We start from the raw sequence: 15,126 nt of genomic DNA on the forward strand, positions 1-15,126 counted from the left end.
AAACTTTTTAGTAAAAAATATAAGAAGTTTGGATTCAATTATTATGAAAATAATATTTTATAATATAGCAGATGAAATAATAATTTAGTTGTTTGCATTTGATATTTTTCTAAAATTGAGATTTAATATATCAAATTATACCACAATCATTAATCTTAGCTTCAAGAGCTAAGATTAAAGGTTAGAATCTTTTTTTCTTTACATCTTCTAAGATATTATTAGCAATATCACTTACTGTATTAGAAATGATAGCTGATTCATTAGCTATTTCAACATTATCTTTAGTGGTTTGATCAATTTGAGCTACACTTTCATTAATTTGAGTAATACCTGAAGTTTGTTCTTTAATAGATTCTGCCATATCATTAATAGATTGGACTAATAAATTAGTATTAGCTTCAATTTCAGATAAAGACTTTTGAGTTCTTTCTGCTAATTTTCTTACTTCATCAGCCACAACAGCAAATCCTCTACCATGTTCACCCGCACGTGCTGCCTCAATAGCTGCATTTAATGCTAAAAGATTGATTTGATCTGCAATATCTCCAATAATACCTGTAACATTTTTAATTTCTTCAGATTGGGTAATAACATCACTAGTTTTAACAGAAACATTTTGCATAGATGAGGTAATTTCTTCTAAAGCTGCTGCTGTTTCTTCTAAGGATTGAGCTTGAGAATTAGAAGAACTAGTTAAACTTTGAACAGCAGTTTGAAGTTTACCACTTTCATTAGCTAAAGCATTAGCAAAATCTGAACTTTGTTTTAGCATTTTTACTATTTCATCGCATAAGGCATTAGTAGTTAATTCTACACTTCCTGAAGCATTATTAATTTTATTTCTAAAGTCTAAAGATTTGTATTCTTCAAAAATTCTATGAATAATATTCATATCAGAACCCACTCTAGCTTGTAAAACATCAAGGAGTTTATTAAGAACATTTTTAAGTTCTATGAGTTGAGGATTTCTTGGATTAGCAGTAATTCTTGCTGTAAGATTACCTCCTTCTACTATAGATACTGTTTGTACTGATTCTTTAACTGCTTGATTATCTTGTTCTAAACCTTTTTTAGTTTGTAAGATATTTTCATTAATAGCACTTGAAATTTGACCAAATTCATCCTTACTTTTCACTTCTATAGTAGAAACATTTTTTGTTTTATGGTTGATAAAGTCAAAGAAGGAGTTAATATTAGCATGTATTCCTTTAACTCCTGTGATAAGATTTTTATAAAACATATAAACAAAAGGTATTATGATTAATATAAATAATATAGAAAATATGATTGTTGTAAAAAAGCTTTCTGAAAAAAATGATAATAATTCACTTAAATTTTTATCAATATAAGATTGTAAGGTATCTTTATACATACCTGTTGTTACCCACATATCATTAGTGTAAGGTATTAAGTAGCTATATGATGTTTTATCAGCTATTACCGTAGAACCATCATTTTGAGGTTTGGTAAATTTATAAGAAACAAAACCTCCTTTATTTAAAGCTTTTTTGTATAGTTCTTGCACGTAAAAAATTCCATTACTGTCTTTAGCATTGCCTAAATCTGAACCTACTATGTCTTTTCTTACAGCATGTGCTACACATAGTGTTTTTTTGTAAACAGAAAAATATCCACTTTTATCATCTTCAAATCTAAAATTTTCAATTGCAGTAGCTATGATATTTCTTTTTTCTTTTTCATCATGGATATTTTTAATTAAATCTCCTAAAGTGATTGCCATAGATTTGGTTAAAAGTTCAAGTTTATTGTCTATTTCTTTATTGATTAAAAAGCGAGTTGTTTGAGTTATTTTTTTACTTCCTTGTAAATTATTATAATAAAAAATTGCAAAGGTTGCCAACATTGAAATAAAGCAAATTCCTCCTAGCATAAGTATTTTTTTACGTATTGATAATTGCATGAGTACTCCTATATTTAACTTTTATATTTAAGTATTATACTAAATAAATAAAATATTAAAATAATATTAATAATTTATTTAGTATAATATCGAAATTATACCATAAATATAAATAAATTTTAATAAAATTTATTTATATTTTATCAATAATAATATCTAATTAAAGATAGTATACGGTATTTTTTAAGTGTATTTATAATTAACAATTTATAAATATTAGGTGATAAAATTTATTATATAAAAATATTATTTATTAAAAAAATATTTATATTAAAAATATAAATTATATTTTGATCAATATTTTGTGCTTAAAAGAAAGCCTTAAGGCTTTCTTAATTTGCACCTTTTGGTGGGCTAAAAGCATTAATATTTGGGAGTTTTCCTTTAAATTTTTCTATATTAACAAGTCCTGTGTGAGAAATATTACCATTAGAAAGTTTAGAACTTGGCATATCTAGGGTTAAAACATTAGCACTGCCGCATTTGCAAAGTCCATTTTCATCAGGATCATACCAAGCGCCCTCGCAAAGTCTGACCACGCCTTGCATAATTTCATCGCTTACAATTGCCCCTGCTAAAACTTCACCGCGTTTGTTAAATACGCGTACAACATCGCCATCTTTAATACCTAAATTTTTAGCATCTTTAGAATTGATTAAAATAGGTTCTCTATTTTTTATTGCATAGGTATTTCTTAAATTCGTGTGACATAATTGAGAATGTAAACGATCTTTTGGGTGATTTGTAAGTAAATGAAAAGGTGCTTCTTTGGTGGCATTGCCAAGATATTCAATAGGTTCAAACCAAGTAGGGTGTGCTTTACAATCATCATAATGATAATTTTGAATTGTTCTTTGAATAGATTTCAATTAACCCTGAATCAGTACCCAAAGCATTTAAAATAGGATCTTCAATAAAATCAGCAAAACGTGTGTATTCTAAACTTTGAGCTGAGGGTTCAAAAGTTATAGGTTCATTTTTTGCCCAAAATTCTTCAAAACTAGGCATAGGAGTGCTAAAAGGCTTCACCAAAACCTTTTGTTTGTTTTAAAGCATCATTATAGTATTGTTTGATAAAATCTTTGGGTTTTTTATCCTTTTGTGTATAGGCATTAAAAATATCTGTGCCATAAATTTTGCAAATATCAGAAAAAATTGTATAATCATCCTTGCTTTCACCTATAGGTTTAACTGCTTGTTTCATCGGCACTATATGCATGTTAGAATAATCTCCTGTCATAGCAATATCATCTCTTTCATAAGATGAAGTTGTAGGCATAATAATATCTGCCATTTTTGCTGTTAGAGTCCAATAAATTTCATTTACAACGATAGTGCGAGGTTTTCTCCAAGCTTTTATATTTGTATTAGTATCTTGATGATGCACCAAAGGGTTTCCACCTACCCAATAAATAAAATCAATATCAGGATAAGTAATTTTGCTTCCATTATGATCAATGGTTTTGCCTGGGCTTAATAAAGCATCTGCAATTCTTGCTACAGGAAAAGAATGGTTTGTAGTGTTTTCTAACCATTCTGCATTTGCATTAGATACATTTTCTTTAGCTAATCCTTGAAATTTTCCATCTTTATAAATACCTAAGCTTGCTGCATTCATACCACCAATAATCCCACCTTTACAAGTTGGAACACCACCATTGCTATAATGATAGCTTAATCCAAAGCCACCTCCTTTTGTTCCAATTTGTCCAAGCATAGCACATAGTGTTATTAGCATCCAGTGTGGTTGTTCTCCATGATGTGCTCTTTGCATGCCCCATCCACTCATAATCATAGTAGGATTATCATAAAAAAGTTCAGCTAAATTTTCAATAGTTTTTTTATTAATGTTGCAAATTTTACTTGCCCATTGTGCATCTTTTTTAATGCCATCTTCTTTACCTTCTAAGTAGTTTTGAAATTGATCAAAACCTGTGGTATAGTTTTCTAGAAATTTATAAGCTACTTTTTGTTTTTTAATAAGGTGGCTTGCCATGCCCATCATTAAAGCTACATCAGTGTTTGGACGCGGTGCTATCCATTGAGCATTTAAGAATTTAGCTGTATCAGTTTTTATAGGATCTATGTAAATAACTTTAATTTTACTGTCTTTTAATTTTTCAAAGTATGCTAAACCTCTTTGTTCGCTTGAAGTCCAAGCAATGCGTAAGGTAGCAAGTGGATTTGCTCCCCAAATAACTACATATTTAGAGTTGCTTAAAATATTTTCCCATGAAGTTTGTTGCTCATAAACTTCTATAGAACCCACAACATAAGGCATAATCACTTGAGAAGCACCTGTAGAATAATCTCCAGTAGTGCCTACAAATCCACCTGTTATATTTAAAAATCTGTGAAGTAGTATACGGCAATTATGCATATTTCCGCTAGATTTCCAACCATAACTTCCGCCAAAAATAGCATTTGTACCCTTATCATCCCTTGTTTTTTTAAGTTCTTTGGCAATGAGTTTAATGGCTTGATCATAACTTACGCGGACAAATTCGTCTTTTCCGCGAAGTTCAGGTTTGGGATGATCAGGATTTTCAAGGTAAGATTTGCGCACATAAGGATATTTTATACGAGATTTATAAACCATATCTGCGGTATAATGTTGTAAAGTATTGTCATTTTTTGTGATTTTTTCCCAAGGTTCACTTTTTATAATTTTACCATCTTTTATAGTAAGTTTTAAAATTCCCCAATGCGCTGCAGTGATAATTTGACCATTTTTAACAAGTCCAAGGCTAACTTTTGAAGCTTCTATATTTTTAGCCATTAAGGTATGTGGTAAAAAAGTTAGAGTGCTTAAACTTGTGCTGATTTTTAAAAATTTTCTTCTATCTAACATGTTTTTTCCTTAAATTAATTTGCTTTAAAATCTTTTGCATTTTTTTGCAAATATTGTATAACAAGCCATGTATCTTTTTTTTCAATCCCTGTTCTATCAACCATAGATTTAAAAATCGCAGGCCAAGCATTTACGGTAAATTCTTTTTCTTTGTGAAGGGCATGGCAAATTCCACAATTATTAACAAAGAGATCTTTAGCACGATTTAACATTGCTTGATTGTTTGGAGTAACTTCTGTTTTATCAGCCCAAATTTGAAGACTGACTTTATCCCATTGATCTTTTTTTCCTGTAATTTTTTGAGAAAAATTTAATTGAGTATTTTTGGAAAATGCTGCCATGATAATTCTTTGAGAATCATTAAAATAAATCACCCAGGGTGCTTTTGGGTTAACATAGCCTTCAATTTTTATCAAAACTTTATCATTGTCATCTTTGAGTATTTCAAAAGGATTGGTGGGTAAAAGTTTACCTATAATTTTAGTATCTTCTTTATTAAGATAAAGTGCTACAACTAAATCAGAATAAACAGTATTTTTTGCCCATAGACCTATTGTCATGAACAATAAAACAATAATATTTTTCATCAGTACTCCTTTATATAAAAATTTCGATATAAAATTATTGTATTTCAATTTATTTTTAATTATTACTTAATTATATAATTATTATTATAAGTATTTATTTTTTAATAGTTTAATATTATTCTTATTTTGATATAAATTATTATTATAAATTAATTATTAATATATTTTAATGTTTTTTAAATTAACTTAATTTGAGGAGTAATTTTTTTATTTAAGTGATGATTGGATGATTGTATAATCTAGTTTATCAAGATAAAAGGTGTGATATTTTAATTTTTTAAATACATTTAAGAGTATGATAAAATTCAGCATTGTTGAAACTTGGCGGGAAAGGAACATTGGCTTTAAATTCTTTATAGGTGTTGCCTGGGAGTTTGTCAATAATTTCTATAGTATAAGAAACACTAGTATTTTGCATTTTGGCGTTGCGAATATTTTTATCATTAAAGATTTCTCCACCCACTTGTCTTTGATCTACTATGCTAAGAATTAAATAGCATTTTTTGATGCTAAATTGGGTGAGATTTTGAACTTTTCCACTAATAATAACACTTTCATGTCTTAAGTCTCTTGTGTAACTTAATTTACTAAGATGAGCTTGAGTGGTAAATTGATTGATGGTTAAAAAAATAGAATATATTAAAAGTGCAGTAAAAACAGTTGCTATGGTATAAAAAATTAACGCTGTTTCTTTTTGTTTGATTTTAAGAAAAATTAAAAGACAAACCAAAGCAAAGCAACAAAGTAAAATAATCAAAGTTATTATATGAAAGATTGTAAAATGCATTAAAAACACTCTGAGTTTAAATGTACAGTATGATTTATATCATCAAAATTTTCAAAAGCAATTCTTTGTAGCTGTGTTGAATTTTTCTTTAAATCTTTAATTTCTTTACTTTTTTGTCTAAAAGGAATAAATTGTTTTTTATATTTTTGTATGATATCATCATTAGCTAGTATATTGCTAAAAATTTTGGCTGTAATTTTACATGTTTGAAAATTATTTTTTGAAGTATTTGTAATATTAAAATCGACAATTAAAGCATTAGAACTTTGTATGATTTTTTCATCCATAATGGCTATTTGGCGTGATCTTACTTTGTGATCTATGAATTTATATCCATAAGTGTAAACGACAAAACAAGTGATAATATTAAAAGCAATAATGAAAAGTGCTAGTATAGGTTTATGGCGTAAAAATACACAAAGAAGTAAAACGCAAGTGAAAAGGAAAAATACTAATAAAATCAGCATATAATCTACTAAATATAAATGAGTAGTATAAAAAAGCAAGATTTCTTTTAGTTTTTCCACTCACAAGCCTTTAATTATTAACAGAACTTTGTTTTTTAATATCCTTAGTATCAACCCAAATATTTGGCACTGCTCCTCCAGGAGTTAAAAAGATTTTTGCATCTTGATTGACTTTTAATGCTTCATTAAATTCTTTTTGGGTTTCAATTTGTTTTAAATTCAGTAAAGGCGTATTCAAACTATTAGCAATTTCTTTATTAGAATAAGCTTGTGCATCAGCTTCAATTTTTACTGCCATAGCTTTACCTTTCGCGCTAATAATAGTTGCATTAGCTTCACCTTCAGCCAAAGCTGCTTTTTTTAATGCTTCTTGATTAGCTCTTTCAACTTCATATTTTGTTCTTTCAGCTTCTTGTTTGGCAATTTGTACTCGTTCTATTTGCTCTTTGACTTTAGAAGGTAGGATGATTTCTCTAAGTTGCACTGCACGTAATTCCACAGGCTCATTAGGTTGCGCTTCTATGGTTTTTCTTATACCTTCTTCGATTTGAGTTGCTATAGCATTGCGATTAGTTGGTAATTCTTCTGCAGTATATTTTCCTACAACACTTCTTACCACATCGCGTACTACAGGATCAATGATTTTATTTTCCCAGTTTAAACTCCAAGTTGCTATAGTTTGAGGTACTTGAAGAGGATTTAAGCGGTATTGCACTGTTACATCAATAGATACAGGTAAACCACGTGAATCAAGAACAGAAATGCTATTTTTATTAATAACTCCTGAACCTGAAGATAAATTCTCATTACTTCCTTCTATAGAAGCATAATTAATTTGTCTTACTCTTGTATCAATTATAGTTATTTTTTGTACAAAAGGGATAAAAAAATGAAGTCCTGGTTCTAAAGGATTTGGATCATACTTACCTGTAGTGGATTTAATACCCATTTCTCCAGAATTAATTACCATAAAAGGTTTAGCAATAATTAAAAATAAGATAATAATAATTGCTCCATAAATGAAAGGGGAAAATTTCCCAAAGCCTTTGAAATTAAACTCAGGAGTTTTAAAGTTAAAATTGTGACGGTTGTTGCCGTTATTGTTAGAATTTTTATTTTTTTTATTAAAATAATCATTTAAATCAGCTGGCATTTATTTCCTTTTAAATATAAGTTAGCATAGATGCGTATTTTTCATTATGTCCATAAACTATGTTAAAATATGCATCTTGAAGTTTTTTAGTCATAGTTCCTCTAAAACCATTTCCTATAATTCTTGCATCAACATTATTAATAGGAGTGATTTCAGCGGCTGTTCCAGTGAAAAATGCTTCATCCGCAGTATAAACTTCATCTCTAGAAATTCTTTGACGCATTATAGTAATACCAAGATCGTGAGCAATTTTAAGTACAGTATCTTGAGTAATACTTTTTAAGGAGAAATCATTTGGAGGTGTGATTAAAATTCCATCCCTTACAATAAAAAAACATTCTCCTGTTCCTTCTGCGATAAAACCTTCTTCATCAAGCATTAAAGCTTCTTCATAACCTGCTTCAATAGCTTCAAATTTTGCAATTTGTGAATTTAAATAATTTGCACTTGCTTTAGCTTTGCCCATGCAAGATTTTACACTATTTCTTGTAAAAGATGAAATTTTTACTTTAATGCCTTTTTCTAAGGCTTCTTGACCAAGATAAGCACCCCATTCCCAAGCAGCAATACCTACTCTAACTGGAGCTTTCATATGATAAAGACCCATAACTCCATCACCTAAAAAGATTAAAGGACGTATATAAGCATTGCTTTTAAAATGATTTGCCTTTATAAGTTCAATTTGAGCGTTTTCTAGTTCTTCTTGAGAAAAAGGGCATTTTAAAAGAGTTATTTTTGCAGATTCTAAGAGCCTTTTAGTGTGATCTTTAAGTCTAAAAATTGCTAAACCTTTATCAGTTTTATAAGCTCTAGTTCCTTCGAAAACAGCATTGCCATAATGTAAAGAATGGGTTAAAAAATGTAAAGTTGCATCTTTAAAATCAATTAATTTTCCATCCATCCAAATTTTATTTGCTGAAATCATTTTTCTACCTTAAAAATATATTGTTTAATTCTTTAAAAAATTATTATAATTTAATAATAAATTGTAATTTTATCAAAAATATACTAACAATAAGTTTTGAATATATTTAAAGTTTATTTGAAGGAATTAAATTACTGTATTCATAGTTATTTTTGTTAAAAAGCATTAAATATTTTTTGAAATAATTATAAAAATTATTATTTTAGATATTTTAAAATTTGTAAGGAAAAATAGTGCCACTGGTAAATATAAAATTAGCAAAACCAGCTTTAAGTAAAGAACAAAAAGCTGAACTTATAAGTGATATAACTGATCTTTTAAGTCAAAAATATAATAAAAATAAAGAAAGAATTATCGTTATTTTAGAAGATATAGAAAATTATGATATAGGTTTTGGTGGAGAAAGTTTAGAAATAATTAAAACAAAGGCAAACAAATGATCAAAATAGGAGACAAAGCACCTGAATTTGAACTTTTAAATCAAGATGGGATAAAAGTTAGTCTTAAGGATTTCATCGGTAAAAAAGTCATTTTGTATTTTTATCCTAAAGATAGTACTCCAGGTTGTACTACACAAGCTTGTGATTTTAGTATGCATTATGATCAATTTAATGATAAAAATGCAGTAATTATAGGTATAAGTCCTGATAGTGTGGCAAGTCATGAAAAATTTATCACTCGATTTAATTTAAAACATATTTTACTTAGTGATCCTGAAAAAGAAGTTTGTAAAATATATGGAGTATGGGGAATTAAAAAAAATTATGGTAAAGAATATGAAGGTGTAATTCGTTCAACTTTTATTATTGATGAAGTGGGAAAAATTATAAAAATTTACACTAATGTCCGTGTTAAAGATCATGTTTTAACAGTGTTTGAAAGTCTTTAAATGTTGGTTCATATTTGTTGTAGTGTGGATAGCCATTATTTTATAAGTGAACTTAAAAAAGTTTATCCTGATGAAAAAATTATAGCTTATTTTTATGATCCAAATATTCATCCTTTAAGTGAATATGAATTAAGATTTTTAGATGTTAAAAGATCTTGTGATAAGCTTGGTATTAAACTTTATAAGGGCGAATATGAATATGAAAAATGGTTACAAAGTGTAAAAGGCTATGAAAATGAACCTGAAAAAGGTAAAAGATGTAGTATTTGTTTTGATGTAAGAATGGGTTCTAGTGTAGAATTTGCAGTAAAATTAGGAGAAAAAAAACTTACTACTACGCTTTTAACAAGTCCAAAAAAAGATTTAGAGCAATTAAGAAAAACTTTGCAAAAAGAATGTGAACCTTATGGAATAGAATTTTTAGCCCCTGATTTTCGTAAAAATGGCGGCACTCAAAGACAATTTGCTTTAGCAAAACAAGCAATGCTTTATCATCAAAATTATTGTGGTTGTATTTATGGGCTTAATAAACAAAAACAAGATAAGAGTTTTATTGATGAATTTATTTCACCCATAAATAAGCAAATTTTACCTGCAAGTATACAAGCAAGAATAGCTCTTTATAAAAAGGCATATTTATTTGAAAAAAAAGGTTTAAAATTTAAGATTATAAGACAAAAATTTTTAAATTATCGTCTTTTAAGTGCTTTGATAAAAATTGATAAAAAACCTGTTAAATCGCATATTTTATTTTATTCTCATTTTAAAAATTCCTATACAAGATTTTCTTTAGATGAACACAATTTAAAACAAAATGTAAAAGAAGGATTTTATAGAAGTACTAAAGATGAAATTCTTTTTGTCGAATTTTGGCGTTTTAATCAATTTTTTAAAAATAAATGGAAAAATTTTGAAGATTTTTTAAAACATCCTTTAAGTATAGAAGTAGAAATTAAATGGCGTGTGAAGCATTTTGGTTTTTATGATCTTAGTCCTGTTGTTATACTTGAAAATATTTTACCCACAAGATATGAAATTATAGCAAAAAGTGAAATTTATAACGATAGTAAAGAAATACTTATTAAAATCTAAAAAATAAGAAAAACTTTTTTTGTTAATATAATTTTTAATGAATTTTTTATATAATAAAATTTTTTAATTGTTTTAAGGGTAATTTACAATGATAGATGTAATGCAAATTCAAAAAATCTTACCACACCGTTATCCTTTTTTATTGGTTGATAAAATTATAGAATTAAAAATTAAAGAAGTGGTGCGCGGATATAAAAACATTAGCATAAGTGACCATGTTTTTATGGGGCATTTTCCTGATCATCCTATTTATCCTGGAGTATTAATTTTAGAAGGTATGGCTCAAACTGGTGGAGTCTTAGCTTTTGAAAGTATGGAAGATAAAGTTGATCCAAAAAGTAAAGTTGTATATTTTACAGGTATTGATGGTGCAAAATTTAGAAATCCTGTGCGTCCTGGAGATAGACTTGATTATGAGATGAGTGTAGTTAAAAATCGTGCCAACATGTGGATTTTTAAGGGTCAAGCTTTTGTAGAAAATAATTTAGTTGCAGAAGCTGAGCTTAAAGCTATGATAGTAGATAAATAATGAGAACAATTCATCCAAGTGCAGTGATTGAAGAAGGCGCACAGCTTGGTGATGATGTTGTTATAGAAGCTTATGCTTATGTGAGTAAGAGTGCTAAAATAGGTAATAATGTTATCATTAAGCAAGGCGCTAGGGTGCTTTCAAATACAACTATAGGGGATCATTCTCGTATTTTTTCTTATGCCATAGTAGGGGATATTCCTCAAGATATTTCTTATAAGGATGAGCAAAAAACAGGGGTTATTATAGGTAAAAATGCTACGATTAGAGAATTTGTAACTATTAATTCTGGTACGACAAAAGGAGATGGTTTTACGCGCATTGGAGATCATGCTTTTATTATGGCTTATTGTCATATTGCGCATGATTGTTTTTTGGGCGATCATATTATTTTAGCAAATAATGCGACCTTAGCAGGACATGTTGAACTTGGAGATTTTACTGTTGTAGGGGGACTTACTCCTATTCATCAGTTTGTAAAAGTAGGTGAAGGTTGTATGATAGCGGGTGCTAGCGCACTTTCACAAGATATAGTCCCTTTTTGTTTAGCTGAGGGAAATCGTGCAAGTATTAGAAGTTTAAATTTAGTAGGTATACGTCGTCGTTTTGATAAAGATGAAATTGATAGATTAAATAAAGCTTTTAAATTTTTATTTAAACAAGGAGATTTAAAAGAGAATGCAATAGCATTACTTGCAGAAAGTCAAAGCGAAAATATTAAAAAAATGTGTAATTTTATATTAGAAACCAAACGAGGAATTCCTGTTTATAGAGGTAAAAAATAATGCCTAGAAAATGTAGTTTTTGCAATGAGATAGAAAATTCACAAAGAAGAATTTTAGCAAATGAAAATGATGATGCTTTTATTTGTGAGTATTGTGTTGAGGGTGCTTATAGTATTATTTATGGTGAAGAAAAAGAATTTAAAAATCCTAAGCAATACCATAATGTTGATTTTAAAGATATCACTCCAAAAGAATTAAAAGCTTATTTAGATCGTTATGTTATAGGTCAAGATAGGGCTAAAAAGATTTTTAGCGTAGGTGTGTATAATCATTATAAAAGACTTTTTAAATCTGATCTTGAAAATGATGATACTGAGCTTTTTAAGTCTAATATCTTGCTTGTTGGTCCAACAGGGAGTGGTAAGACTTTATTAGCTCAAACTTTAGCTAAATTTTTAGATGTACCAATAGCAATTTGTGATGCCACTTCTTTGACTGAAGCAGGTTATGTTGGTGAAGATGTGGAAAATATTTTAACCCGTCTTTTACAAGCTGCAGATGGAGATGTAGAAAAAGCACAAAAAGGTATAGTTTTTATAGATGAAATTGACAAGATTGCAAGGATGAGTGAAAATCGTTCTATTACGCGTGATGTCAGTGGAGAGGGTGTGCAACAAGCTTTGCTTAAAATTATAGAAGGAAGTTTGGTTAATATTCCGCCAAAAGGAGGAAGAAAACATCCAAATCAAGATTTTATACAAATTGATACTTCAAATATTTTATTTGTTTGTGGTGGGGCATTTGATGGTTTAGAAACTATACTTAAGAGAAAATTAGGTGATAAGGTTGTAGGTTTTTTTGAAGATAAACAAGAAGATAGTAAGACTTTATTAGAGAAAATAGAACCTGATGATTTGGTGCGTTTTGGTTTAATTCCTGAGCTTATAGGGCGTTTACATGTGATTGCATCTTTAAATGAATTAAATGAAGATGATATGGTTAAGATTTTAACTGAGCCTAAAAATGCTATTGTTAAGCAATATCAAAAGCTTTTTGCCATTGATGGGGTTAATTTAAAATTTGAAGAAGAAGCTTTAAGAGCAATTGCTCAGCTTGCTCTTGAAAGAAAAACTGGAGCTAGGGGACTTAGAAGTATTATAGAAGAAATTATGGTGGATTTAATGTTTGAATTACCAGAATATAAAAATTATGATATTGTAATTACTAAAGAAGTTGTTAAAGAAAATGCAAAAGCATTGTTAATAAAGAGAAAAATAAGTTAAAAGGATAGAAATGATATTAGATCAGCTTGTAGGATTTTTTTCTAGTGATATGGGGATTGATTTAGGAACAGCTAACACTCTTGTTTTGGTAAAAGATAAAGGTATAGTAATTAATGAACCTTCTGTAGTGGCTGTTGAAAGAGAAAAATATGGTTCTAAAGCTAAAATTTTAGCTGTAGGCAAAGAAGCTAAGGATATGGTAGGAAAAACTCCAGGTAATATTGAAGCTATCCGTCCTATGAAAGATGGTGTTATTGCAGATTTTGATATGACAGAAAAAATGATTCGTTATTTTATAGAAAAAACACACCGTAGAAAAAGCTTTTTACGTCCTAGAATTATTATTTCTGTGCCTTATGGTTTAACTCAAGTAGAAAGAAAAGCTGTACGAGAGAGTGCTTTAAGTGCAGGCGCTAGAGAAGTGTTTTTGATTGAAGAGCCTATGGCAGCAGCAATTGGGGCTAGCTTGCCTATACAAGAACCTAAAGGAAATTTGGTTGTAGATATTGGTGGAGGAACAACTGAAATTGGAGTTATTTCTTTAGGTGGACTTGTAATATCTAAATCTATTCGTACTGCTGGTGATAAACTAGATATGAGTATAGTAAATTATGTTAAAGAAAAATATAATCTTATTATAGGTGAAAGAACTGGTGAAGAGATTAAAATTACCATAGGATCTGCTATTCAGCTTCCAAAAGAACTTTCTATGGTAGTTAAAGGTCGTGATCAAGTAAGCGGGCTTTTAAGTCGTATTGAACTTACAAGTGAAGATGTAAGAGAGGCTATGCGTGAATATTTAAAAGAAATAGCGGATGCTTTAAAAATGGTGCTTGAAATGATGCCGCCTGATTTAGCAAGTGATATAGTAGAAAATGGTGTGGTTTTAACTGGAGGAGGAGCACTAATTCGTGGGCTTGATAAATATTTATCTGAAATTGTACGTTTGCCAGTTTATATTGCAGATGAGCCGCTTTTAGCTGTAGCAAAAGGAACGGGTAAAGCTTTGGAGGAAATTTCATTATTGCAACAATTGACTAATGAAGAATAAGATTTTTTATGTTCTTATTTTAGCCTTTTTGGTTTTTATATCCTTTTATTATGGGGGGCTTGTTAAGCAAAATGTTCTTCGTATTAATGATCTTGTTATAAGTAATTTTTATAATATTAAAGATTATTTAGGAGAATCTATTTCGCAACATTTTAATCAAATTGAGCAAATTCAAAAATTAAAAATAAGAAATAAAGAATTAGAAGATATTGCTGTAAAAGTAACTAGTTTTGCAAATCAATTAAATCGTATTTTAGAGGATCAAAATTCTACAAAATATTTACCTCAAGTTTCTTTAACTCGAGTTATTTCTTATGTGCAATTAAATGATTATAAGAAATTATGGTTAGACTGGAATAAGATTCCTATTACTAAAAATCGTGGATTAATTTATCAAGGTTATACTGCAGGTATAGCTATTAATAAAAATGGTAGGGCTATGGCATTATTACAAGGAGATGACCAGTGTGTTTTTTCTGTATACATAGGAAAACTTAAAGCTCCAGGTTTAATTCAAGGTGAAGATGGTAAGCTTATGGTTAAATTTATTCCAAAATGGGCAAAAATCAATATAGGGGATGAAATTTTAACTAGTGGACTTGATAATATTTTCTTTTCGGATATACCAGTAGGTATTGTGAGTAAGATTAATGATGAAGATATGTATCAAAGTGTTGAAGTAAAACCTTATATTCAAATTAGTATTCCAAATTATTTATATGTAGTTGATAGTTTATAATAAAATAATCTTAAATATACATTTTAGAATTCACAATATTTAAGTTTTGAAATTGTATTTAAAATACAATTAAAACTGTAAATTTTTACTTTAAAAGCTTGTATAAAACAAAATTTAGTTATAATAA

General features: G+C 28.6%; 14 protein-coding genes and 1 pseudogene. 8 read left to right on the top strand and 7 right to left on the bottom strand.

All coding sequences use genetic code 11. From position 1 onward, the window contains the following. Nucleotides 1-181: 181 nt before the first annotated feature. From A2J15_RS07915 to ilvE, 7 genes and pseudogenes are all read right to left on the bottom strand, one after another. Nucleotides 182-1,921 carry a methyl-accepting chemotaxis protein gene (locus A2J15_RS07915; RefSeq protein WP_116980510.1) on the bottom strand — a complete coding sequence of 580 codons (1,740 nt, stop codon included), beginning with the start codon at nt 1,919-1,921 and terminating at the stop codon, nt 182-184. A 332-nt stretch (nt 1,922-2,253) separates the two neighbouring features. Next, a pseudogene (locus A2J15_RS06900) lies at nt 2,254-4,772 on the bottom strand (molybdopterin guanine dinucleotide-containing S/N-oxide reductase). A 14-nt stretch (nt 4,773-4,786) separates the two neighbouring features. Then, on the bottom strand, nt 4,787-5,359 hold the full coding sequence (locus tag A2J15_RS06905) for a cytochrome c3 family protein (protein ID WP_066777687.1): 573 nt from the start codon (nt 5,357-5,359) through the stop codon (nt 4,787-4,789). A gap of 277 nt (nt 5,360-5,636) precedes the next feature. Beyond that, nucleotides 5,637-6,146: a DUF2393 family protein gene (locus A2J15_RS06910; RefSeq protein WP_066777690.1), complete on the bottom strand. Its 510-nt coding sequence runs from the start codon at nt 6,144-6,146 to the stop codon at nt 5,637-5,639. Continuing rightward, nucleotides 6,146-6,673 (bottom strand): DUF2393 family protein, encoded by a 528-nt coding sequence (locus tag A2J15_RS06915; RefSeq protein ID WP_066777692.1) that lies wholly within the window; start codon nt 6,671-6,673, stop codon nt 6,146-6,148. Before A2J15_RS06915 ends, A2J15_RS06910 begins: the two co-directional genes overlap by 1 nt. 10 nt (nt 6,674-6,683) lie before the next feature. Next, nucleotides 6,684-7,766: a prohibitin family protein gene (locus tag A2J15_RS06920; protein ID WP_066777695.1), complete on the bottom strand. Its 1,083-nt coding sequence runs from the start codon at nt 7,764-7,766 to the stop codon at nt 6,684-6,686. 10 nt (nt 7,767-7,776) lie between these two features. Next, nucleotides 7,777-8,691: a branched-chain-amino-acid transaminase gene (gene ilvE / locus A2J15_RS06925; RefSeq protein WP_066777697.1), complete on the bottom strand. Its 915-nt coding sequence runs from the start codon at nt 8,689-8,691 to the stop codon at nt 7,777-7,779. 233 nt (nt 8,692-8,924) lie between these two features. Here ilvE and A2J15_RS06930 point away from each other — a divergent pair, with 233 nt between their 5' ends. The 8 genes from A2J15_RS06930 (at nt 8,925) to mreC (ending at nt 14,999) form a co-directional block, all read left to right on the top strand. Further along, the gene (locus A2J15_RS06930) at nt 8,925-9,131 is read left to right on the top strand and encodes a tautomerase family protein (protein WP_066777699.1); all 207 of its coding nucleotides are present in this window, start codon (nt 8,925-8,927) and stop codon (nt 9,129-9,131) included. Then, a complete protein-coding gene (bcp, locus tag A2J15_RS06935; RefSeq protein WP_066777702.1) occupies nt 9,128-9,580 on the top strand; it encodes a thioredoxin-dependent thiol peroxidase in 453 nt (150 codons plus the stop codon). The genes A2J15_RS06930 and bcp overlap by 4 nt, the downstream gene beginning before the upstream one ends. Further along, nucleotides 9,581-10,672: an epoxyqueuosine reductase QueH gene (locus A2J15_RS06940; RefSeq protein ID WP_066777705.1), complete on the top strand. Its 1,092-nt coding sequence runs from the start codon at nt 9,581-9,583 to the stop codon at nt 10,670-10,672. Between the two features lie 88 nt (nt 10,673-10,760). Then, nucleotides 10,761-11,201, top strand: coding sequence for a 3-hydroxyacyl-ACP dehydratase FabZ (gene fabZ, locus A2J15_RS06945; RefSeq protein ID WP_066777709.1), 441 nt, complete (start codon nt 10,761-10,763; stop codon nt 11,199-11,201). Further along, nucleotides 11,201-11,986: an acyl-ACP--UDP-N-acetylglucosamine O-acyltransferase gene (lpxA, locus tag A2J15_RS06950; protein ID WP_066777712.1), complete on the top strand. Its 786-nt coding sequence runs from the start codon at nt 11,201-11,203 to the stop codon at nt 11,984-11,986. The genes fabZ and lpxA overlap by 1 nt, the downstream gene beginning before the upstream one ends. Continuing rightward, a complete protein-coding gene (gene clpX, locus A2J15_RS06955; protein WP_066777715.1) occupies nt 11,986-13,209 on the top strand; it encodes an ATP-dependent Clp protease ATP-binding subunit ClpX in 1,224 nt (407 codons plus the stop codon). The genes lpxA and clpX overlap by 1 nt, the downstream gene beginning before the upstream one ends. Nucleotides 13,210-13,219: 10 nt before the next feature. After that, a complete protein-coding gene (locus tag A2J15_RS06960) occupies nt 13,220-14,260 on the top strand; it encodes a rod shape-determining protein (protein ID WP_066777719.1) in 1,041 nt (346 codons plus the stop codon). Further along, nucleotides 14,250-14,999, top strand: a complete 750-nt coding sequence (gene mreC, locus A2J15_RS06965; protein WP_066777722.1) for a rod shape-determining protein MreC — start codon at nt 14,250-14,252, stop codon at nt 14,997-14,999. The genes A2J15_RS06960 and mreC overlap by 11 nt, the downstream gene beginning before the upstream one ends. Nucleotides 15,000-15,126 lie beyond the last annotated feature (127 nt).

The sequence above is a fragment of the Campylobacter hepaticus genome, assembly GCF_001687475.2.
GTDB classification, from domain to species: domain Bacteria; phylum Campylobacterota; class Campylobacteria; order Campylobacterales; family Campylobacteraceae; genus Campylobacter_D; species Campylobacter_D hepaticus.